An 18,698-nucleotide genomic window follows, 5' to 3' on the forward strand; every position below is an offset into this window, starting at 1 on the left:
CCCTTACGGGAAGTTGCCCCCGCCGTTGCCGTTGCCGTTCCCGTTGCCCGGACCGCCGTCGTTGCCCTGGATGAAGCCCTCCGGGATGGAGAAGGACGGCTCGGGGAAGGTGCCGCCGCCGGTCACGCCGCCGGCGCCGTTGTCGTCGCCGTTGTCACCGTCGTCGTCCCCCCGGCCCTTGTCCCGGTCCCTGTCCTTGTCCTTCGGGGCGTCCGGGATGTCGATCAGGTTGAAGTCCAGGACTTCCTTGCCCTCCAGCGCGCCGGTCATCATGTCGCCCCAGATCGGGCCCGGCACCTGGCCGCCGAAGACCTTGTCGTGCCAGACGCCGCCGATGCTGATGCCCTCCATCTTGCGCTCGTGCGCCGGGTCGCCGACCCAGACGGCACCGGCCATGTTCGGGGTGTAGCCCACGAACCAGGCGGCGTAGCGCTCGTCGGTCGTACCGGTCTTGCCGGCGCTCGGGCGGCTGCCGAGGCCCGCCTGCTTACCGGTACCGTCCTCGACCACGCCCCGCAGCAGCGTGTTGACGGTGTCGGCGGTGGTCTCGGACATCGCCCGCGAGCAGGTCGACTTCGGGACCTCCAGGGACTTGGTCTCGCCGCCGATGCGCTGGCTGATCGACTCGATGGCGATCGGGGTGCAGTACATACCGCGCGAGGCGAAGGTGGCGTAGCCGTTCGCCATGGTCAGCGGGGACATCTCCTGCGTGCCCAGGGCGATGGAGGGGGCCTGCTCCATCTTCCCGCCGTCGGCGCGCGCGACACCCATCTTCTTCGCCATCTCGGTCACCGGGCAGATGCCGATCTCGGCGATCATCTCGACGAAGTAGGTGTTGACGGACTTCGCCGTCGCCTCCTTCATCGAGTACGGGCCGTCCTCGGACTCGTTCTCGTTGGTGAGCGTGGCGCCCGACTCGTTCCAGCTCTGGCCGTCGCACTGCGCGATCGGGTGCGGGTACTCCATCTCGTACGGCGACCGGTACGACTTCGTCGCCGGCATGCCCCCCTCGATGGCGGCCGCGGCCACGATCGGCTTGAAGGTCGATCCCGGCTGGAAGCCGAGCCCGCCGCCCATGGCCTGGTCGACGGAGAGGTTGATCTGCGTCTCGTTCTTGCCGAAGCCGTACGGGCGGGACTGGCCCATGGCGAGGATCTTGCCGGTGCCGGGCTCGACGATGGTGGCGGCGGTGGCCACCTCGTCGCTCTGGTTCACATGGTCCTTGACGGACTGCTGCACCGAGTCCTGGGCCTGCGGGTCCATGGTCGTACGGATGGTCAGGCCGCCCTGGTTCCAGACCTTGGCCCGGTCCTCCTTGGTCTTGCCGAAGACCGGGTCGCTCAGGAACACCGCGCGGACGTAGTCGCAGAAGAAGCCGGCGCCCTTCACGGCGGTGATGCAGCCGTTCTTGGGCTTGCTGACCTTCAGGCCGAGGGGTGTCTCCTTGGCCTTGTCGGCCTCCGTCTGGGAGATGTCGCCGACCTCGGCCATGCGCTGCAGCACGATGTTGCGCCGCTTGGTGGCCTCCGTCTCGTCGTTGACCGGGTCGAACCGGCTGGGCGACTGGACGATGCCGGCCAGGAGCGCGGACTCCTGCACGTTGAGGTTCTTGGCGTGCTTGGAGAAGTAGCGCTGGGCGGCGGCCTCGACACCGTAGGCCTGCTGGCCGAAGAACGTGATGTTCAGGTAGTTCTCGAGGATCCTCTTCTTGCCGAGCTCCTCCTCCACCTGGATCGCGTACTTCAGCTCCTTGATCTTGCGGCCGATGGTCTGCTGGGTGGCCTGCGCGACCTTGGTGGGGTCGTCGCCGGCCTCCTCCACGAAGACGTTCTTCACATACTGCTGGGTGAGCGTGGAGGCGCCCTCGGCGACGCCACCGCTCTGCGCGTTCTTGTTCAGGGCGCGCAGGACGCCCTTCAGGTCGACCGCGCCGTGCTGATAGAAGCGGGCGTCCTCGATCGCGACGATCGCCTTCTGCATGTACGGCGAGATGTCCTTCAGCTCGACCACCGTGCGGTCGCGCGAGTACACCGTGGCGATGGTGCCGCCCTGGGCGTCGAGGATCGTGGTGCGCTGGCTGAGCGGCGGCGTCTTCATATTGGCCGGGAGCTCGTCGAAGCTCTCCACCGACCCCTTGGCCGCGAGCCCCAGCGCACCGACGGCGGGCAGCGCGATGCCGGCCATGACGGCACCGGCGAGCACACTGACACCGAGGAACTTGGCGGCCTGCTGCGCGGGCGACAGACCACCGCCTGAAGGCTTCTTTGGCATAGGGGCAGCCTACGTTCTCATTCGCCGGACACGCGTATATGCCTTGGCCTAAGCTGCTCTCAACTGTCACAGCAGTGCGGCCATGTATCAATACGTCCGGCGACCCCGAATCGTTCCGGACGTGCCTCGGCATTTTTCCAGAGGCGTGCCCGAATCCGCCTTGTGTGTCTGTTGGTGTCCCTTGTGGCTCAACTGAAACGTCCTGGTTCGCCGGGAGAGTCGCATATGTCGCCAGCTCACTCCCGCGGGTGATCTGCCGCTTACGCATAGTCCGTTCGGGCCATTCAAGATTGGGCCCGAAGGGGGTGTTGCGCTGTGCCCACCTTCCGTAACGTCCTCAACTGGCGGCGGTGAATATGCCGCTGCCGCCGTGGGGGAGCCTCGATTCGGGAGAGGACGGCGCCGGTATGGGCTGGGTAACCGACTGGAGTGCGCAGGCGGCCTGCCGCACTACCGATCCGGATGAACTGTTCGTTCAGGGAGCAGCGCAGAACAGAGCCAAGGCGGTGTGCACCGGATGCCCGGTGCGGACCGAGTGCCTGGCCGACGCGCTCGACAACCGCGTCGAGTTCGGCGTGTGGGGAGGCATGACGGAGCGGGAGCGCCGCGCACTGCTGCGCAGGCGGCCCACGGTGACCTCCTGGCGCCGGCTGCTGGAGACGGCTCGTACGGAGTACGAGCGTGGGGCCGGCCTGGTGCCCCTCGACGACGACCAGGTGTACGAGAACTACGCGGCGGTGAGCTGAGTCCGCCGCACCGGCATCCCACGGTCCAGCACACCTTCGGCCAAGGCGCCGTCGGTTCAGTCGGCCTCGGGCAGCTCCGGCCTGTTGGCCGCGAGCCGGTCCCCGATGTCCCGCAGCCCCGCGAGGTCGTGCACGTCGCCGGGCAGCGCGGCCACTTCGGTCACCGCCACCTCGGGGTGAAGCGCGGTGAAGCGGTCACGCGTGCGCTGCTCGCGGGAGAGCAGGTGCATGCGGTCCGCATGCAGCCTGAGCAGACCGGCGGTCAGCTCGTCCGCGGTCGGCTCGCCTTCCGCGGCCGACTCGCTCTGCGCCGTCAGCTCGTCGGAGTGCACAGTCAGCTCGTCGGACGTGAGGTCGGGATCGTCGGCCCCGGTCGCGGGGGATGACGCCGGGAAGGCCGAACTGCCGTCTGGGTCGGGGGAGTTACGAACTCCAGCTTTCCCGTCCGGCTGATCCACAATGCGAGGCTCCTCAAGATTTTCCGCGGCGGCGAGCGCCCGCTCGGCCGACAGCCGGGCGGCGCCACTGCCGTGGACCCGGTTGAGCACCAGACCCGCGAGCGGCATGTCCTCCGCGGCCAGCCGCTCCACGAAGTACGCGGCCTCCCGCAATGCGTCCCGCTCCGGCGCCGCGACCACCAGGAACGCCGTCCCGGGCGCCTGGAGCAGCTTGTACGTCGCGTCCGCGCGGGTGCGGAAGCCGCCGAACATCGAGTCCATCGCGGCCACGAACGTCTGGACGTCCTTCAGCAGCTGACCGCCGAGCAGCTTGCCGAGGGCGCCCGTCATCATCGACATGCCGACGTTCAGGAACTTCATCCCCGCGCGCCCGCCCACCTTCGCGGGCGCCAGCAGCACGCGGATCAGCTTGCCGTCGAGGAACGAGCCCAGCCGCTTGGGCGCGTCCAGGAAGTCCAGCGCCGAACGCGACGGCGGCGTGTCGACGACGATCAGGTCCCACTCGTCGCGCGAGCGCAGCTGGCCCAGCTTCTCCATCGCCATGTACTCCTGCGTGCCCGCGAAGCCCGCCGAGAGCGACTGGTAGAAGGGGTTGTTCAGGATCGCGGCCGCCCGCTCGGCGTCCGCGTGCGCCTCGACGATCTCGTCGAAGGTGCGCTTCATGTCGAGCATCATCGCGTGCAGCTCGCCCTCCCCCTCGACGCCCTTGACGCGGCGCGGGGTGTTGTCGAGCGAGTCGATGCCCATGGACTGCGCGAGGCGGCGGGCCGGGTCGATGGTGAGCACCACGACCTTGCGGCCCCGCTCCGCGGCACGCAGGCCGAGCGCGGCCGCCGTGGTGGTCTTGCCGACGCCGCCGGAGCCGCAGCACACGATGATGCGCGTCTTCGGGTCGTCGAGCAGCGGGTCGACGTCCAGCACGCGCGCGGGGGAGAGGTGGTGACGCTCCTGGACGGTCTCCGCGCTCATGCGATCCCCTGCTTCCGCAGTTCCGTGGCCAGTTCGTACAGACCCGCCAGGTCCATGCCCTCGGCGAGCAGCGGCAGTTCGTGCAGCGGCAGGCCCAGCTCGCCGAGGACGGCCCGCTGCTCGTGCTCCAGCGCGTACCGCTCGGCGTACTGCTCGGCCTGGTCGAGCAGCGGGTCCACCAGCCGCTCGGCGTTTCCGCCGCGCCGCGCCCCGCCGAGGCCCGCGGCCGACAGGGACCGCGCGATGGCCGTACGCGGCAGCGTCCGTACGAGTTCCAGGCCGGCCGAGTCCAACACCTCGGGCCGGACCATGTTCACGATGACCCGGCCCACCGGGAGGCGGGCGGAGCGCAGTTCGGCGATGCCGTCGGCGGTCTCCTGGACCGGCATCTCCTCGAGCAGCGTCACCAGGTGCACGGCCGTCTCCGGCGACTTCAGCACCCGCATCACGGCCTGCGCCTGATTGTGTATCGGGCCGATCTTGGCGAGGCCCGCCACCTCGTCGTTGACGTTCAGGAAGCGGGTGACGCGGCCCGTCGGGGGTGCGTCCATGACGACGTAGTCGTAGACGAACCGTCCGCTCTTGTCCTTGCGGCGGACCGCCTCGCAGGCCTTGCCGGTCAGCAGGACGTCCCTGAGACCGGGCGCGACCGTGGTGGCGAAGTCGATCGCGCCGAGCTTCTTCAGGGCTCGGCCGGCGCTGCCCAGCTTGTAGAACATCTGGAGGTAGTCCAACAGAGCCAGTTCGGGGTCGATGGCGAGCGCGTACACCTCCCCGCCCCCGGGTGCGACGGCGATCTTGCGCTCCTCATAGGGCAGCGCCTCCGTCTCGAAGAGCTGTGCGATGCCCTGCCGACCCTCGACCTCGACGAGAAGCGTCCGCTTCCCCGCCGTGGCCAGGGCCAGCGCTAGGGCCGCGGCGACCGTCGTCTTACCGGTCCCGCCCTTGCCGCTGACGACCTGGAGCCTGCTCACGTCTTCGAGCGTAACCAGTCCGGCCGCGCAGCAATCAGAGCCTGTGGACAACCGGGCCCCCGAGGCTGTGGAGAAACGGTCCTCCAGGGGTGCGGGAAGGCGGCCTCCGGGCCTCGGGCCCACCCGGCGCGGCGCCACCCGGCACAGCGGCTACAGTCGGCCCCATGACCAAGTGGGAATACGCAACCGTGCCGCTGCTCGTCCATGCCACGAAGCAGATTCTGGACACCTGGGGCGAGGACGGCTGGGAGCTCGTCCAGGTCGTGCCCGGGCCGAACAACCCCGAGCAGCTGGTGGCCTACCTCAAGCGCCAGAAGCCCGGCAAGAAGCCGGAGCAGGCGGCGTGAGCGCGGTCGAGGCGAAGCTCGCCGAGCTGGGGCTGACCCTGCCGGAGGTCGTGCCGCCGCTGGCCGCCTACCAGCCGGCCGTGCAGAGCGGCGTGTACGTGTACACCGCCGGCCAGCTGCCGATGGTCGAGGGCAAGCTCCCCGTCACCGGCAAGGTGGGCGCCGAGGTCACCGCCGAGGAGGCCAAGAACCTGGCCCGCATCTGCGCCCTGAACGCCCTGGCGGCCGTGAAGTCCGTCGCCGGTGATCTGGACCGCATCGCGCGCGTGGTGAAGGTCGTCGGCTTCGTCGCCTCGGCGTCCGACTTCACGGGCCAGCCCGCCGTCCTCAACGGCGCCAGCGAGCTGCTCGGCGAGGTGCTCGGTGACAAGGGCGTGCACGCCCGCAGCGCGGTCGGTGTCGCGGTGCTGCCGCTGGACGCGCCCGTGGAGGTCGAGATCCAGGTGGAGCTCACCGAGGCGTGATCGCGCCGGTCGCGGGTCGGTGATCGTTCCCTCTCGAACATCCGCCCGCCACGGGATAGCCTCCGGCCATGGCGAACGGTCAGTGGTACCCCCCTCAGTGGCCGGACCGGATCCGCGCGCTCGCGGACGGCACCCTCACACCCGTGCCTCCCAAGCGCGCGGCCACCGTCATGCTCTTGAAGGACGGGCCGGACGGTCCGTCCGTGCACATGCTGCGCAGACGCGCCTCCATGGCCTTCGCCGGAGGCGCGTACGCCTACCCGGGCGGCGGCGTCGACCCGCGCGACGACGACCACCTCATCGGCTGGGCCGGCCCCACGCGCGCGTGGTGGGCCGACCGGCTCGGGACGGACGAGCGCGGCGCCCAGGCGATCGTCTGCGCGGCCGTACGGGAGATGTTCGAGGAGGCCGGTGTCCTGCTCGCCGGGGCCGGCCCGGACACGGTCGTCGGCGACACCACGGGCGAGGACTGGGAGGCCGACCGCGCGGCGCTCGTGGCCCGCGAGTTCTCCTTCGCAGAGTTCCTCGACCGCCGCGGCCTGGTGCTGCGCTCGGACCTGCTGGGCGCCTGGACGCGCTGGATCACCCCGGAGTTCGAGGAACGCCGCTACGACACCTGGTTCTTCGTCGCCGCCCTGCCCGTCGGTCAGCGCACCCGCGACGTCTCGACGGAGGCGGACCGCACGGTGTGGATCCGCCCGCTCGACGCGGCCGCCGGCTACGACAAGGGCGAGCTGCTGATGATGCCGCCGACGATCGCCACCCTGCGCCAGCTCCTGCCGTACGCCACGGCCGCCGAGGCGCTCGCCGCCGCCCCCGGCCGGGACATGACGCCGGTGCTGGCCCAGGCCCGCCTGGACGGCGACGAGATCGTGCTCTCCTGGCCGGGCCACGACGAGTTCACCAAGCACGTCCCCACGACGCAGACGCAGCCGCAGACACCGCACACCCCGACCGGTGGAGCCCCCGCATGACCGACGCAGCAGCCCTTCCCGGCCAGCCACGCGGCGGGGTCCTCTCCGGCCCCGCCACCGCGCGCGCGGTGAACGTGCTGGCGCCCAACGCCTCCGCGATGACCCTGGACGGCACCAACACCTGGATCCTCGCCGAGCCGGACTCCGACCTGGCCGTGGTGGTGGACCCGGGCCCGCTGGACGAGAGGCACCTCCGCGCGGTCGTCGACACGGCCGAACAGGCCGGCAGGCGCGTCGCCCTGACCCTGCTCACCCACGGCCACCCCGACCACGCCGAGGGCGCCGCCCGGTTCGCCGAACTGACCGGCACACGCGTGCGTGCCCTCGACCCTGCGCTGCGCCTCGGCGACGAGGGGCTGTCCGCGGGGGACGTCGTCGAGGTCGGCGGCCTGGAGCTGAGGATCGTACCGACGCCCGGGCACACCGCCGACTCGCTGTCCTTCCATCTGCCGGCCGACCGCGCGGTGCTGACCGGCGACACGGTCCTCGGACGCGGTACGACGGTCGTGGCACACCCCGACGGGCGGCTCGGGGACTATCTGGACTCCCTGCGCCGCCTGAGGTCCCTCACGGTCGACGACGGCGTGCACACCGTGCTGCCGGGCCACGGGCCGGTCCTGGAGGACGCGCAGGGCGTCGTGGAGTACTACCTCGCCCACCGCGCCCACCGGCTCGCCCAGGTCGAGACGGCCGTCGAGGACGGCTACCGCACGCCCGCGCAGATCGTCGCCCATGTGTACGCCGACGTGGACCGCTCCCTGTGGCCCGCGGCCGAGCTGTCGGTACGTGCCCAGCTCGACTACCTCGAGGAGCACGGCCTCATCTAGTCACCCGGCCTGGGCGTCTTCGTGCCGTGCACGCGCGTGTACTCCCGCGCAAGCCAGGGCCCCAGGTCGTCGACGTACGTCCGCAGGACGTCGGGGTCGGCGGTGGGCTCGTACCCGAGGACGGCCGCGGAGCGCAGCTGCTCGGCCCGCGCGGGGTAGTACCGGGCGAACGCCTCGGCCATCTCCCGCAGGTCGCTGGTCCAGCCGTTCCAGGCGGGCATGACGAGGGTGAAGCCGGTGCGCACCAGGTGCCGGGACAGGAACCGCACCAGGCGCCGGCGCTCCGCCTCCGTCGTGGCCGCGGAGACACGCTCCCGCCAGCGCGGCAGGAGCCGCACGAGATCGCCGTTGGTCTCGCGGGCCAGCCGCGAGTCGGGCCGGTAGCGCGGGAGGTACTCGGCGAGGTCCTCGCCGAGCAGCGGGGTGCACAGACACGCCACGAACCAGCCCAGGTCGAACGTCTCCAGGTCGCTCAGCAGCCGCGCCCGGCTGTACAGCAGTGTGCCGACGCCGTCGATCTGCGCGAACTCGCGGTCCAGAGCCTCCCCGAGCGCCTGTACGGCGTCCCGGTCGGCGTCCGCCGGTTCCTCGCGCAGCGCGACCAGCAGGTCCAGGTCGCTGCGGCCCACGCGCGCGGTGCCGCGCGGGACGGACCCGTAGAGGTAGGCGCTGTGCAGCCGGTCCCCGAGGACGTCCAGGAGCCGGTCGCGCGCGGCGGCCACGACGGGCCGGAACGCGTGCGGGACCCGCCCCAGGGAGCCCTCGCGCTCGATGTACCCCTGGGGGTCGAGGCCGGGGCGCCGCACCCCGGGGCCGACGCGGTGAACCGTTTCGGTCATGGGGCCACTGTGCCCCGGTCAGGACACAGTGGCAGCGCATTTTCAGCGCGGGCAGGCGAATGTCACCCGTCGTTCAGGCCGATGACACCCGCGGCCCGGCCGGGCCGACGGCTCAGCGGGAGCGCTTGGCCAGCCGCTCGACGTCCAACAGGATCACGGCCCGCGCCTCCAGGCGCAGCCAGCCGCGCTGCGCGAAGTCGGCGAGCGCCTTGTTGACCGTCTCGCGCGAGGCGCCGACCAGCTGGGCCAGCTCCTCCTGCGTCAGGTCGTGGACGACGTGGATGCCCTCCTCGGACTGCACGCCGAAGCGGCGCGAGAGGTCCAGCAGGGCGCGCGCGACACGGCCCGGGACGTCGGAGAAAACCAGGTCCGACATGGCGTCGTTGGTCTTGCGCAGCCGGCGGGCGACGGCCCGCAGCAGCGCGGCGGCCACCTCGGGGCGCGCGTTCAGCCAGGGCTGGAGGTCGCCGTGGCCGAGGCCCAGCAGCTTGACCTCGGTCAGCGCGGTGGCGGTCGCGGTGCGCGGGCCCGGGTCGAACAGCGACAGCTCGCCGATCAGCTCGCCGGGTCCTACGACGGCGAGCATGTTCTCGCGGCCGTCGGGCGAGGTGCGGTGCAGCTTGACCTTGCCCTCGGTCACCACGTAGAGCCGGTCGCCCGGGTCGCCCTCGTGGAACAGGGAGTCGCCCCGCGCCAGAGTCACCTCACTCATGGAGGCGCGAAGCTCCGCGGCCTGCTCGTCGTCGAGAGCAGCGAAGAGCGGGTTGCGCCGCAGAACGTCGTCCACGAGTTCTCTCCTTGTCGACCTGCTCAGGGGATCTTGTTCCCCCGGTGTACCAGGGGTCCGTGGTGCCCATTTTGCCGGACGGTCCAAACAGTGTGATCTGTCACAAGGATGCCGCACTGGTGTCCGCTGTTAAGCGGCAGGGGTCCAATTGGGGGCCGATCTTCAGGGTCCGGGGCGGATGTCGGTGCCGGGCCGTAGGCTGGCCGGGTGTCCAAATCGCCGGTGAGAGCGCAGGCCGAGGGGGCTGGGCGGATGGTTGTACGGCGGGATTCCGCTGTGGGCGAACAGGTCACTGACGGCGGTAGGAAAGCGGCAAAAGCGACGAAGAGGACGACGGTGGAGCGGGCGGCGGAACAGGCGGCGGCTGGAGAGAAGACGACGTCCGCGAAGAGGGCCACGGCGGCGAAGAAGGCGGCTCCCCCCGAGAAGGCTGTTCCGGCCAAGGCCGCCGCCGGAAAGAAGCCCGCCGCAGGGAACAAGGCCGCCGCAGGAAAGAAGGCCGCCGCCAAGAAGACGGCCCGCCCCGCCAAGGCCACCCCCGCGCTGAAGAAGACCACCGGCTCCGCCAAGAAGACACCCCCCGTCGTCGCCAAGAAGGCCACCGCCGCCGTGAAGGCCCCGCCCGCGAAGACGATCGCCGCGACTGCGCCCAAGGGCGAGTCGCGCACGGCGCTGGTCCGCAGGGCCCGCCGGATCGACCGGGAACTGGCCGAGGTCTACCCGTACGCCCACCCCGAGCTGGACTTCGAGAACCCCTTCCAGCTGCTGGTGGCCACCGTGCTGTCGGCGCAGACCACCGACCTCAGGGTCAACCAGACGACCCCGGCGCTCTTCGCGAAGTACCCCACCCCCGAGGACCTGGCCGTCGCGAACCCGGAGGAGGTCGAGGAGATCCTGCGCCCGACCGGGTTCTTCCGGGCCAAGACCAAGTCGGTCATAGGGCTGTCCAAGGGCCTGGTGGAGCAGTTCGGCGGGGAGGTGCCCGGACGGCTGGAGGACCTGGTCAAGCTGCCCGGCGTCGGCCGCAAGACGGCGTTCGTGGTGCTGGGCAACGCCTTCGGCCGGCCCGGCATCACCGTGGACACGCACTTCCAGCGGCTGGTGCGGCGCTGGCAGTGGACCGAGGAGACCGACCCCGACAAGATCGAGGCCGCCGTCGGCGCGCTGTTCCCCAAGAGCGACTGGACCGACCTCTCGCACCACGTGATCTGGCACGGCCGCCGTATCTGCCACGCCCGCAAGCCGGCCTGCGGCGCCTGCCCCGTCGCCCCGCTCTGCCCGGCGTACGGCGAGGGCGAGACCGACCCGGACAAGGCGAAGAAGCTCCTGAAGTACGAGAAGGGTGGCCTGCCCGGCCAGCGCCTGAACCCCCCGCAGTCCTACCTCGACGCGGGCGGCATCCCCGCGCCGCCGCTGGGGGCCGGATGAGGAGCCGTACGACGGGCACCCGACGAACGCGCCCGGTGTGGGAACGATCACGGCGGGTCCGGGCGTTGGAACGGGTGGAACGGGGGTGGCGATGACACGGGCAAGTCACACGCAGGGCGGTGCGGTCACGCTCAGCAAGGAGGGCCTGCCCGCCTGGCTGGAGCCGGTGGTGCACGCCGCGGAGACGGTGAAGCCGCTGCAGCTGAGCCGCTTCCTGCCGCCGGAGAACGGCTCGGGGCGGCAGTCGGCCGTGCTCATCCTGTTCGGCGAGGGCGCGCAAGGGCCCGAACTGCTGCTGATGGAGCGGGCGGGCTCGCTGCGCTCGCACGCCGGCCAGCCGTCCTTCCCCGGCGGCGCCCTGGACCCGGAGGACGGCGACCCGGCGACCGACGGCCCGCTGCGGGCGGCCCTGCGCGAGGCCGAGGAGGAGACCGGCCTCGATCCGTCCGGCGTCCAGCTGTTCGGCGTCCTGCCCCGGCTGTACATCCCGGTCAGCAGCTTCGTCGTCACTCCGGTCCTCGGCTGGTGGCGCGAGCCGAGCCCGGTCGGCGTCGTCGATCCGAACGAGACCGCGCGGGTCTTCACCGTGCCCGTGGCGGATCTCACGGATCCGGCCAACCGCGCCACCGCCGTCCACCCCAGCGGCCACAGAGGCCCGGCATTCCTGGTCGAATCGGCCCTCGTCTGGGGGTTCACGGCCGGTGTCATCGACCGCCTGCTGCACTTCTCCGGCTGGGAGCGCCCCTGGGACCGGGACAAGCAGGTCCCGCTCGACTGGCGCGCATGACAGGGTGGCCCACGTGCTGTGTTCTCCGGGAGCCGCGCCCGCATGCCGCCGTGCGGCGGGCCCTGCCCCCGGCCGGCCGGACGACCGGAGTGAGCGGAAGATGACGAGGCGAGGCCTGAAGCGGTGAACGTGCTGGACATCCTGTTGCTGGTCGCGGCCGTGTGGTTCGCGATCGTGGGCTACCGCCAGGGCTTCGTCGTCGGCATCCTGTCGGTGATCGGCTTCCTCGGCGGCGGCCTGGTCGCCGTCTACACCCTGCCCGTCATCTGGGACGCCCTCACCGACAACGCCGAGGTCAGCACGACCGCCGCCGTCGTCGCGGTCGTCGTCGTCATCGTCTGCGCCTCCATCGGCCAGGCCCTGACCACCCACCTCGGCAACAAGCTGCGCCGGTACATCACCTGGTCCCCGGCCCGCGCCCTGGACGCCACCGGAGGCGCCCTCGTCAACGTCGTGGCGATGCTGCTGGTCGCCTGGCTGATCGGCTCCGCCCTCGCGGGCACGACCCTGCCGACCCTCGGCAAGGAGGTCCGGAGCTCCAAGGTGCTGCTCGGGGTGTCCCGGGCGCTGCCGGCGCAGGCCGACACCTGGTTCGCGGACTTCTCCTCGGTCCTCGCGCAGAACGGCTTCCCGCAGGTCTTCAGCCCGTTCGCCAACGAGCCGATCACCGACGTACGGCCGCCGGACCCGGCGCTCGCCCGCAGTGCCGTGGCCGTGCGCGCCCAGCGCTCCATCGTGAAGGTGATGGGCACCGCGCAGAGCTGCGGCAAGGTCCTGGAGGGCACCGGGTTCGTCTTCGACGACCGCCGGGTGATGACCAACGCGCATGTCGTCGGCGGCGTCGACGAACCGACCGTCCAGATCGGCGGCGAGGGCCGCCGCTACGACGCCACCGTCGTCCTGTACGACTGGAAGCGCGACATCGCCGTCCTGGACGTGCCCGATCTCAGCGCGCCCGCCCTGAAGTTCACGTCGACCGACGCCGACAGCGGTGACGACGCGATCGTCGCCGGCTTCCCGGAGAACGGCTCGTACGACGTGCGCGCCGCGCGGGTGCGCGGGCGGATCCCGGCCAACGGGCCGGACATCTACCACCGCGGCACCGTCCGCCGTGATGTCTACTCGCTGTACGCGACCGTCCGCCAGGGCAACTCCGGCGGCCCGCTGCTCACCCCCGAGGGTGAGGTCTACGGCGTGGTCTTCGCGAAGTCCCTGGACGACGCCGACACCGGCTACGCCCTGACGGTGGACGAGATCGCGGAGGACATCACCAAGGGCCGTACGGCGACCCAGCAGGTGGACAGCGACAGCTGCGCGCTGTGAGACCCCGCGGGTCAGCCGCGGGGGTGGCGCAGGCGGACCGAGACCCAGCGGGCCCGGCGGCGCAGGATGCGCGGAATGCCCACCCGGAGGTCGGAGCCCGGCAGTTGCGGGGCACCTCCTCGGTGGGAGCTCAGGGAGTTGCCCGAGCGGCGGTTGCGTGCTGCGTCACTGTAGTCGTGCGTCCAGCCCATACCCCGACGTCTGCCCCCGCCCGAAGGTCGATAACCGCGCCCGTGCCCCCCAATTGGCCTATGCGGGCGGCAAGTGGCCGTTCGAGGGACAGGTGTTCCGCTTCCGGATACCGGGCGCAGCGGCGTGGTCACCCAGGCGTCATGAAACGTTCCGTCGGGCACAGCCCGTCCGGGTGACTTGAGGCCTCCCGAGGGCTGTCGGAACCCGGCCCTTTCAGCGGTCCGGCTCGGGGTCCTTCAGCCAGTTGATGAGCTCGGTGGAGAACGCCACCGGGTCCTCCTCGTGCGGGAAGTGCCCGAGCCCGTCGAACAGCCGCCAGCGGTACGGCGCCTCGACGTACTCGCCGGAGCCCGCCGCGCTGCGCGTGCGCAACACCGGGTCCAGCGAGCCGTGCAGATGCAGCGTCGGAACCCGCACGGGCCGCTTCATGCGCCGGTTGAACTGGATGCCGTCCGGCCGGGCCATCGAGCGCACCATCCAGCGGTACGGCTCGATGGAGCAGTGCGCCGTCGAGGGGATGCACATCGCCCTCCGGTACGTCTCCACCGCCTCGTCCTCCGGCAGCCGCGGGCCGGACCAGTCCCGGATCAGCCGCCCGACCAGCGCCCCGTCGTCGGCGACGAGCTGCCGTTCGGGAATCCAGGGCCGCTGGAAGCCCCAGATGTAGGAGCTCGCGGTGGTCTGCTTGACGTCGGCGAGCATGGCCGAGCGCCAGCGCCGCGGATGCGGCATGGAGGCCACCGCCAGCCGGCGGATGAGCTTGGGCCGCATCACGGCCGCCGTCCAGGCCAGATAGCCGCCGAGGTCGTGGCCGACGAGCGCGGCGTCGGGCTCGCCGAGGGAGCGGATGACGCCGGTGACGTCGAGGGCGAGGTTGGCGGGGTCGTAGCCGCGCGGGGTGCGGTCGCTGCCGCCGACGCCGCGCAGGTCCATGGCGACCGCCCGGAACCCGGCGTCGGCGAGCGCGGTCAGCTGGTGCCGCCAGGTCCACCAGAACTGGGGGAAGCCGTGCAGCAGCATCACGAGCGGGCCGTCGCCGAGCTCCGCGATGTGGAAGCGCGCGCCGTTGGCGGCGACCTCGCGGTGCGTCCAGGGCCCGTCGGGTCGTACGACCGAGGCGGGCGTGAGCGGGGAAGTGGCGGGGTCCGTCATGACGACGAGCGTGCCACAGCCTCGATGGCCGCGGGCTCCCGATCCTGGGGCAGCTCGGGCCGCGGGTGCGGCTTGGCCTTCTGCAGCACGGCCGCCGACTCCTTCATCGACGCGGCGACCTTCTGCGGGCCCTTGCTCTTGGAGGCCTTCTTCGCGAAGAGCACACCGATCAGCGCCAGGACGACCGCGACCAGGACGTTCGCCGCGAAGGACAGCAGGAAGCAGATCGCGAGGTTCCAGTGGCTCCAGGTGCGGATGCCGTAGGCCAGGGCGAAGTTGAGCATCGGCAGGGAGAAGATCAGCACCGCGCCGGCCACCGAGAACGCCCCGCCGCTCATCGCGCCGCGCTTGACGTCCTGCTTCAGCTGCGCCTTGGCCAGCGCGATCTCGTCGTGCACCAGCGCCGACAACTCGGTCGTCGCGGAGGCGAACAACTGGCCGATGCTGCGTTCGGCGCCGACCGGGCTGCCGTCGGGTGCGCTCATCGCGGTCTCCCTCTTGTGATCTGACTGGGACTGAGTGCCGTGTTTTTTTGTACCGTCCCGTCAGATCATGCCGGACGGTCCTCCTCCTCGCCTGCCCCGCCCATCACTTCGGCACGCCGCGCGGCGGCCTTCTCCTCCGCGATCCTGCGATGTTCGGCCGCCTTGCGCTCGTGGATCGCGGCCATACGAAGGTGATAGGCCGGGTCGTCCTGCTCGTAGATGTCCGGAATGCCGTCGAGGTCCTCGTCCCGCTCCTCGGCCTCGTACAGGCGCTGGTACTTGCCGTTGCGTATCTTCAGCAGGACCGTGGCCAGGCTCGCCGCGATCAGCGAGCCGACCAGGACGGCGGCCTTGACCTCGCCCGTCAGCGTCGCGTCGTCCTCGAAGGCCAGCTCGCCGATGAGCAGTGAGACGGTGAACCCGATGCCCGCCAGGGTGGCCACCGCGAAGACGTCGGCCCACTGGAGGTCCTCGCTGAGGGACGCCCTGGTGAAGCGGGCGGTCAGCCAGGTGCCGCCGAAGATGCCGAGCGTCTTGCCCACGACCAGCCCGAGCACGACACCGAGGGTCTCCGGCCGGGTGAACACCTCGCCCAGCGCGCCGCCCGACACCGACACACCTGCGCTGAACAGCGCGAACAGCGGTACGGCGATGCCCGCCGACAGCGGTCGTACGAGATGCTCGATCCGCTCGCCCAGGGAGTGCTCCTCGCCCTCGCGAGGGGTGCAGCGCAGCATCAGGCCCATGGCCACGCCCGCGATGGTCGCGTGGATGCCGCTGTTGTACATCAGGGCCCAGATCACCAGCGCCAGCGGTACGTAGACGTACCAACCCCGTACGCCCTTGCGCAGCAGCAGCCAGAAGACGACGAGGCCGGCCAGCGCGCCGCCGAGCGCCGCGAAGTCGATCGTCTCGGTGAAGAAGACCGCGATGATCAGGATGGCGAACAGGTCGTCGACGACGGCGAGCGTGAGCAGGAAGGCCCGCAGGGCGCTCGGCAGAGAGCTGCCGATGACCGCGAGCACCGCGAGCGCGAAGGCGATGTCGGTGGCGGTCGGCACGGCCCAGCCCTTGAGTGAGCCGTCGCCGGCGGCGTTGGTGAGGGCGTAGACCAGCGCGGGCGCCGCCATGCCGCACAGCGCGGCCACGACGGGCAGGGCGGCGGCCTTGGGGTCGCGCAGGTCTCCGGCGACGAGCTCGCGCTTGAGCTCGATGCCGGCCACGAAGAAGAAGATCGCGAGGAGTCCGTCGGCGGCCCAGTGCGCGACGGAGAGGTTCAGGCCGAGGGCCCCGGGGCCGAAGTGGTGGTGCGAGACGCTCTCGTAGCTGTCGTGCAGCCCGGGGACGTTCGCCCAGATCAGCGCGGCGATCGCGGCGATCAGCAGCAGCACGCCGCCGACGGTCTCGGTGCGCAGCGCCTCCGCCACATAGCGCCGCTCGGGCAGGGACAGCCGTCCCAGGACCTTGCGAGGGGTGGTGTTGCGGGGCGCGGCCACGGCGGGGACCTCCGGTCGGTGGGCAGGACAGAGCGACTGCCGACCAGACTTCCCGGCGCACCTTTGTTTAGTTTACCTAAGATGCGCCGGGCCGCTCGCTGGAACGGGGTGTCAGTCCTCGCTGGGCGCCGCCGGGAGCTTTGCCTGGATGAGGTCCATGACGGTGGAGTCGGTGAGGGTCGTGACGTCTCCGAGCTGCCTGTTCTCGGCGACGTCGCGCAGGAGGCGGCGCATGATCTTGCCGGAGCGGGTCTTCGGCAGTTCGCCCACCGGCAGGATCCGCTTGGGCTTGGCGATCGGGCCGAGGGTGGCGCCGACGTGGTTCCGCAGCTCGGTGATCAGGTCCTCGGTCTCCGCTGCCGTGCCGCGCAGGATGACGAAGGCGACGATGGCCTGGCCGGTGGTCTCGTCGGCGGCGCCGACGACGGCGGCTTCGGCGACGGAGGGGTGGGAGACGAGGGCGGACTCGACCTCGGTGGTGGAGATGTTGTGGCCGGAGACGAGCATGACGTCGTCGACGCGGCCCAGGAGCCAGATGTCGCCGTCGTCGTCCTTCTTCGCGCCGTCACCGGCGAAGTACTTGCTCTCGAAGCGTGACCAGTAGGTGTCGAGGAAGCGCTGGTCGTCGCCCCAGATGGTGCGCAGCATGGACGGCCACGGCTCGGTCAGCACCAGGTAGCCGCCTCCGCCGTTGGGCACCTCGTTGGCCTCGTCGTCGACGACGGTCGCCGAGATGCCGGGCAGCGGGGTCTGGGCGGAGCCGGGCTTGGTGTCGGTGACGCCGGGCAGCGGGGAGATCATCATCGCGCCGGTCTCGGTCTGCCACCAGGTGTCCACGATCGGGGTGCGGTCGGCGCCGATGTGCTTGCGGTACCAGATCCACGCCTCGGGGTTGATCGGCTCGCCCACCGAGCCGAGCACGCGCAGGCTGGACAGGTCGAACTTCGCGGGGATGTCGTCGCCCCACTTCATGAACGTGCGGATCGCGGTGGGCGCGGTGTACAGGATGGAGACCTTGTACTTCTGCACGATCTCCCAGAACCGGCCCTGGTGCGGGGTGTCCGGCGTGCCCTCGTACATGACCTGGGTGGCGCCGTTGGCGAGCGGTCCGTAGACGATGTAGGAGTGCCCGGTGACCCAGCCGACGTCGGCGGTGCACCAGTAGACGTCGGTCTCCGGCTTGAGGTCGAAGACGGCGTGGTGGGTGTAGGCGGTCTGGGTGAGGTAGCCGCCGGAGGTGTGCAGGATGCCCTTCGGCTTACCCGTCGTGCCGGAGGTGTAGAGGATGAACAGCGGGTGCTCGGCCTCGAACGCCTCGGGGGTGTGCTCGGGGGACTGGCGGGCGACGATGTCGTCCCACCACACGTCCCGGCCCTCGGTGAAGGCGACGTCCTGGCCGGTGCGGCGCACGACGAGGACATGCTCGACGTTGTCGGTCTTCGTCAGCGCCTCGTCCACGGCCGGCTTGAGCGCGGAGGGCTTGCCGCGCCGGTAGCCGCCGTCGGCGGTGATGACGACCTTGGCGTCTGCGTCCTTGATACGGGTGGCGAGCGCGTCCGCCGAGAACCCGCCGAAGACGACGGAGTGGGCTGCGCCGATGCGGGCGCAGGCCAGCATCGCGACGGCCGTCTCGGGGATCATCGGCATGTAGACGGCGACCCGGTCGCCCTTGCGGACACCCAGCTCCAGCAGCGCGTTGGCCGCCCTGGACACCTCGTCCTTGAGGTCGGCGTAGGTGAGGGCGCGGCTGTCGCCGGGCTCGCCCTCGAAGTGGATGGCGACCCGGTCGCCGTTCCCGGCCTCCACATGCCGGTCCACGCAGTTGTAGGCGACGTTCAGCTCGCCGTCCTGGAACCACTTCGCGAACGGCGGGTTGGACCAGTCCAGGGTCTCGGTCGGTTCCTTGGCCCAGGTCAGGCGCCGGGCCTGCGCGGCCCAGAAACCGAGCCTGTCAGCCTTGGCCTGCTCGTACGCCTCCGCGGTGACATTGGCATGCGCGGCCAGGTCAGCGGGCGGCGCGAACCTGCGCTCCTCTTTGAGCAGGTTGGCCAGGCTTTCGTTGCTCACGACATCTCCCTTTCCCAGGGTGTCCGTTGTGTCCCAGGCCACAGCTCATCAGACCCGAGGGTCCGCTGACAAGGGTCGACCGAAAATTGGTTTAGACCTGTGAGGAACCGGG

General features: G+C 70.9%; 18 protein-coding genes. 8 read left to right on the forward strand and 10 right to left on the reverse strand.

From position 1 onward, the window contains the following. Positions 1-3: 3 nt before the first annotated feature. On the reverse strand, positions 4-2,271 hold the full coding sequence (locus ACIQ6Y_RS15085; protein ID WP_404037732.1) for a transglycosylase domain-containing protein: 2,268 nt from the start codon (positions 2,269-2,271) through the stop codon (positions 4-6). 407 nt (positions 2,272-2,678) lie between these two features. On the opposite strand from ACIQ6Y_RS15085, the gene wblA reads away from it, so the two are divergent. Beyond that, positions 2,679-3,017: a transcriptional regulator WblA gene (gene wblA / locus ACIQ6Y_RS15090; protein WP_063608098.1), complete on the forward strand. Its 339-nt coding sequence runs from the start codon at positions 2,679-2,681 to the stop codon at positions 3,015-3,017. 56 nt (positions 3,018-3,073) lie between these two features. Here the strand turns inward: wblA and ACIQ6Y_RS15095 are convergent, their stop codons facing one another. Together ACIQ6Y_RS15095 and ACIQ6Y_RS15100 are read right to left on the reverse strand one after the other, a co-directional pair. Continuing rightward, positions 3,074-4,444 carry an ArsA family ATPase gene (locus ACIQ6Y_RS15095; protein WP_404037735.1) on the reverse strand — a complete coding sequence of 457 codons (1,371 nt, stop codon included), beginning with the start codon at positions 4,442-4,444 and terminating at the stop codon, positions 3,074-3,076. Beyond that, positions 4,441-5,418 (reverse strand): ArsA-related P-loop ATPase, encoded by a 978-nt coding sequence (locus ACIQ6Y_RS15100; RefSeq protein WP_404037738.1) that lies wholly within the window; start codon positions 5,416-5,418, stop codon positions 4,441-4,443. Before ACIQ6Y_RS15100 ends, ACIQ6Y_RS15095 begins: the two co-directional genes overlap by 4 nt. Before the next feature lie 164 nt (positions 5,419-5,582). On the opposite strand from ACIQ6Y_RS15100, the gene ACIQ6Y_RS15105 reads away from it, so the two are divergent. The 4 genes from ACIQ6Y_RS15105 to ACIQ6Y_RS15120 all read left to right on the forward strand — a co-directional run bounded on the left by ACIQ6Y_RS15105 (position 5,583) and on the right by ACIQ6Y_RS15120 (position 8,030). After that, positions 5,583-5,765 carry a DUF4177 domain-containing protein gene (locus ACIQ6Y_RS15105; RefSeq protein ID WP_404037741.1) on the forward strand — a complete coding sequence of 61 codons (183 nt, stop codon included), beginning with the start codon at positions 5,583-5,585 and terminating at the stop codon, positions 5,763-5,765. Then, complete coding sequence (locus ACIQ6Y_RS15110; RefSeq protein ID WP_404037744.1) at positions 5,762-6,229, forward strand: RidA family protein; 468 nt, start codon at positions 5,762-5,764, stop codon at positions 6,227-6,229. Before ACIQ6Y_RS15105 ends, ACIQ6Y_RS15110 begins: the two co-directional genes overlap by 4 nt. Positions 6,230-6,297: 68 nt before the next feature. Further along, the gene (locus tag ACIQ6Y_RS15115) at positions 6,298-7,203 is read left to right on the forward strand and encodes an NUDIX hydrolase (RefSeq protein ID WP_404037746.1); all 906 of its coding nucleotides are present in this window, start codon (positions 6,298-6,300) and stop codon (positions 7,201-7,203) included. Beyond that, positions 7,200-8,030, forward strand: coding sequence for an MBL fold metallo-hydrolase (locus ACIQ6Y_RS15120; RefSeq protein ID WP_404037749.1), 831 nt, complete (start codon positions 7,200-7,202; stop codon positions 8,028-8,030). The genes ACIQ6Y_RS15115 and ACIQ6Y_RS15120 overlap by 4 nt, the downstream gene beginning before the upstream one ends. Here the strand turns inward: ACIQ6Y_RS15120 and ACIQ6Y_RS15125 are convergent. Together ACIQ6Y_RS15125 and ACIQ6Y_RS15130 are read right to left on the reverse strand one after the other, a co-directional pair. Beyond that, positions 8,027-8,869, reverse strand: a complete 843-nt coding sequence (locus ACIQ6Y_RS15125; RefSeq protein WP_404037751.1) for a nucleotidyltransferase domain-containing protein — start codon at positions 8,867-8,869, stop codon at positions 8,027-8,029. The genes ACIQ6Y_RS15120 and ACIQ6Y_RS15125 overlap by 4 nt on opposite strands. A gap of 112 nt (positions 8,870-8,981) precedes the next feature. After that, positions 8,982-9,656 carry a Crp/Fnr family transcriptional regulator gene (locus ACIQ6Y_RS15130; protein WP_029382547.1) on the reverse strand — a complete coding sequence of 225 codons (675 nt, stop codon included), beginning with the start codon at positions 9,654-9,656 and terminating at the stop codon, positions 8,982-8,984. Positions 9,657-9,908: 252 nt separating this feature from the next. On the opposite strand from ACIQ6Y_RS15130, the gene nth reads away from it, so the two are divergent. From nth to ACIQ6Y_RS15145, 3 genes are all read left to right on the forward strand, one after another. Beyond that, positions 9,909-11,084 carry an endonuclease III gene (nth, locus tag ACIQ6Y_RS15135; protein WP_404037754.1) on the forward strand — a complete coding sequence of 392 codons (1,176 nt, stop codon included), beginning with the start codon at positions 9,909-9,911 and terminating at the stop codon, positions 11,082-11,084. Between the two features lie 91 nt (positions 11,085-11,175). After that, positions 11,176-11,871, forward strand: coding sequence for an NUDIX hydrolase (locus tag ACIQ6Y_RS15140; RefSeq protein WP_404037757.1), 696 nt, complete (start codon positions 11,176-11,178; stop codon positions 11,869-11,871). A gap of 123 nt (positions 11,872-11,994) precedes the next feature. Beyond that, complete coding sequence (locus ACIQ6Y_RS15145; protein ID WP_404037760.1) at positions 11,995-13,194, forward strand: MarP family serine protease; 1,200 nt, start codon at positions 11,995-11,997, stop codon at positions 13,192-13,194. An 11-nt stretch (positions 13,195-13,205) separates the two neighbouring features. Here the strand turns inward: ACIQ6Y_RS15145 and ACIQ6Y_RS15150 are convergent, their stop codons facing one another. The 5 genes from ACIQ6Y_RS15150 to acs form a co-directional block, all read right to left on the reverse strand. Continuing rightward, on the reverse strand, positions 13,206-13,385 hold the full coding sequence (locus ACIQ6Y_RS15150; RefSeq protein ID WP_404037763.1) for a hypothetical protein: 180 nt from the start codon (positions 13,383-13,385) through the stop codon (positions 13,206-13,208). A 214-nt stretch (positions 13,386-13,599) separates the two neighbouring features. Further along, complete coding sequence (locus ACIQ6Y_RS15155; RefSeq protein WP_404037766.1) at positions 13,600-14,538, reverse strand: alpha/beta fold hydrolase; 939 nt, start codon at positions 14,536-14,538, stop codon at positions 13,600-13,602. Beyond that, on the reverse strand, positions 14,535-15,023 hold the full coding sequence (locus ACIQ6Y_RS15160) for a phage holin family protein (protein ID WP_404037769.1): 489 nt from the start codon (positions 15,021-15,023) through the stop codon (positions 14,535-14,537). The genes ACIQ6Y_RS15155 and ACIQ6Y_RS15160 overlap by 4 nt, the downstream gene beginning before the upstream one ends. Before the next feature lie 65 nt (positions 15,024-15,088). Beyond that, complete coding sequence (nhaA, locus tag ACIQ6Y_RS15165) at positions 15,089-16,519, reverse strand: Na+/H+ antiporter NhaA (RefSeq protein ID WP_404037772.1); 1,431 nt, start codon at positions 16,517-16,519, stop codon at positions 15,089-15,091. A gap of 111 nt (positions 16,520-16,630) precedes the next feature. Beyond that, complete coding sequence (gene acs, locus ACIQ6Y_RS15170) at positions 16,631-18,628, reverse strand: acetate--CoA ligase (protein WP_404037775.1); 1,998 nt, start codon at positions 18,626-18,628, stop codon at positions 16,631-16,633. Positions 18,629-18,698: the final 70 nt, after the last annotated feature.

The organism is Streptomyces sp. NPDC096205 (genome assembly GCF_044763135.1).
Lineage (GTDB): Bacteria > Actinomycetota > Actinomycetes > Streptomycetales > Streptomycetaceae > Streptomyces.

Coding starts and splice junctions, on each gene's coding strand:
- wblA (WP_063608098.1), top strand. CDS start 2,679: ATGGGCTGGGTAACCGACTGGAGTGCGCAGGCGGCCTGCCGCACTACC.
- ACIQ6Y_RS15095 (WP_404037735.1), bottom strand. CDS start 4,444: ATGAGCGCGGAGACCGTCCAGGAGCGTCACCACCTCTCCCCCGCGCGC.
- ACIQ6Y_RS15160 (WP_404037769.1), bottom strand. CDS start 15,023: ATGAGCGCACCCGACGGCAGCCCGGTCGGCGCCGAACGCAGCATCGGC.
- nth (WP_404037754.1), top strand. CDS start 9,909: ATGGTTGTACGGCGGGATTCCGCTGTGGGCGAACAGGTCACTGACGGC.
- ACIQ6Y_RS15085 (WP_404037732.1), bottom strand. CDS start 2,271: ATGCCAAAGAAGCCTTCAGGCGGTGGTCTGTCGCCCGCGCAGCAGGCC.
- ACIQ6Y_RS15155 (WP_404037766.1), bottom strand. CDS start 14,538: ATGACGGACCCCGCCACTTCCCCGCTCACGCCCGCCTCGGTCGTACGA.
- ACIQ6Y_RS15150 (WP_404037763.1), bottom strand. CDS start 13,385: ATGGGCTGGACGCACGACTACAGTGACGCAGCACGCAACCGCCGCTCG.
- ACIQ6Y_RS15105 (WP_404037741.1), top strand. CDS start 5,583: ATGACCAAGTGGGAATACGCAACCGTGCCGCTGCTCGTCCATGCCACG.
- ACIQ6Y_RS15125 (WP_404037751.1), bottom strand. CDS start 8,869: ATGACCGAAACGGTTCACCGCGTCGGCCCCGGGGTGCGGCGCCCCGGC.
- ACIQ6Y_RS15140 (WP_404037757.1), top strand. CDS start 11,176: ATGACACGGGCAAGTCACACGCAGGGCGGTGCGGTCACGCTCAGCAAG.
- ACIQ6Y_RS15115 (WP_404037746.1), top strand. CDS start 6,298: ATGGCGAACGGTCAGTGGTACCCCCCTCAGTGGCCGGACCGGATCCGC.
- ACIQ6Y_RS15120 (WP_404037749.1), top strand. CDS start 7,200: ATGACCGACGCAGCAGCCCTTCCCGGCCAGCCACGCGGCGGGGTCCTC.